The sequence below is a fragment of the Chromohalobacter sp. 11-W genome, assembly GCF_029889905.1.
Taxonomy (GTDB): Bacteria; Pseudomonadota; Gammaproteobacteria; order Pseudomonadales; family Halomonadaceae; genus Chromohalobacter.
In genome coordinates this window covers 1-514 of sequence record NZ_JARANZ010000038.1, presented here as the reverse complement: position 1 = coordinate 514, position 514 = coordinate 1, and the positions used below count along the sequence as shown (strand labels likewise).

General features: G+C 50.4%; 1 pseudogene. It reads right to left on the bottom strand.

The window, feature by feature from the left end:
* Window positions 1-514 (bottom strand): annotated as a pseudogene (locus OP494_RS17170) (hypothetical protein); the annotation flags it as partial.

The following is a 514-nucleotide window of genomic DNA, read 5'->3' as shown; positions in this document are numbered from 1 at the left end:
CTGATTGCCACCGGCGAAATTGGGCCGATTGATGGTGATCTTGCGCGTCTTGCGATTGAAACGAACCACGATATGACGCTGGACCAGACACTCCATCCGGAATATCCAGAAAAGATAGATAAATGCAGCCAAAAACATCAGCCATATGGCCCAGGTCCCTACAATACCGACATAATCACTCACACTCACACTTCTACCTGCTCCAGGAACTATACCTGTAACAAGGGCAACCGTCATTTCAGGCAAAATAAAAACCGGAAAAAAAAACAGCCCTAAAAGCAAAGGGCTTAGACCCAATAACACCCCCCCTCTCCACTCATCGAAGAAGGTTCTGATATCCATATAGGTGTCATTCATCTTGTAGATGGAGCGCGCATCGGATGGCGCATCGCTGACCTGCCGCTCCTGCATGCCCCGATACTGCTTGCCGTACTTCTCGGTCGCCTTCTCGAACTCTTTCATATCACCCTCGAACCCGGTGATATCCTTCTTGCTCGCCGTCAGTGTGCGGCGC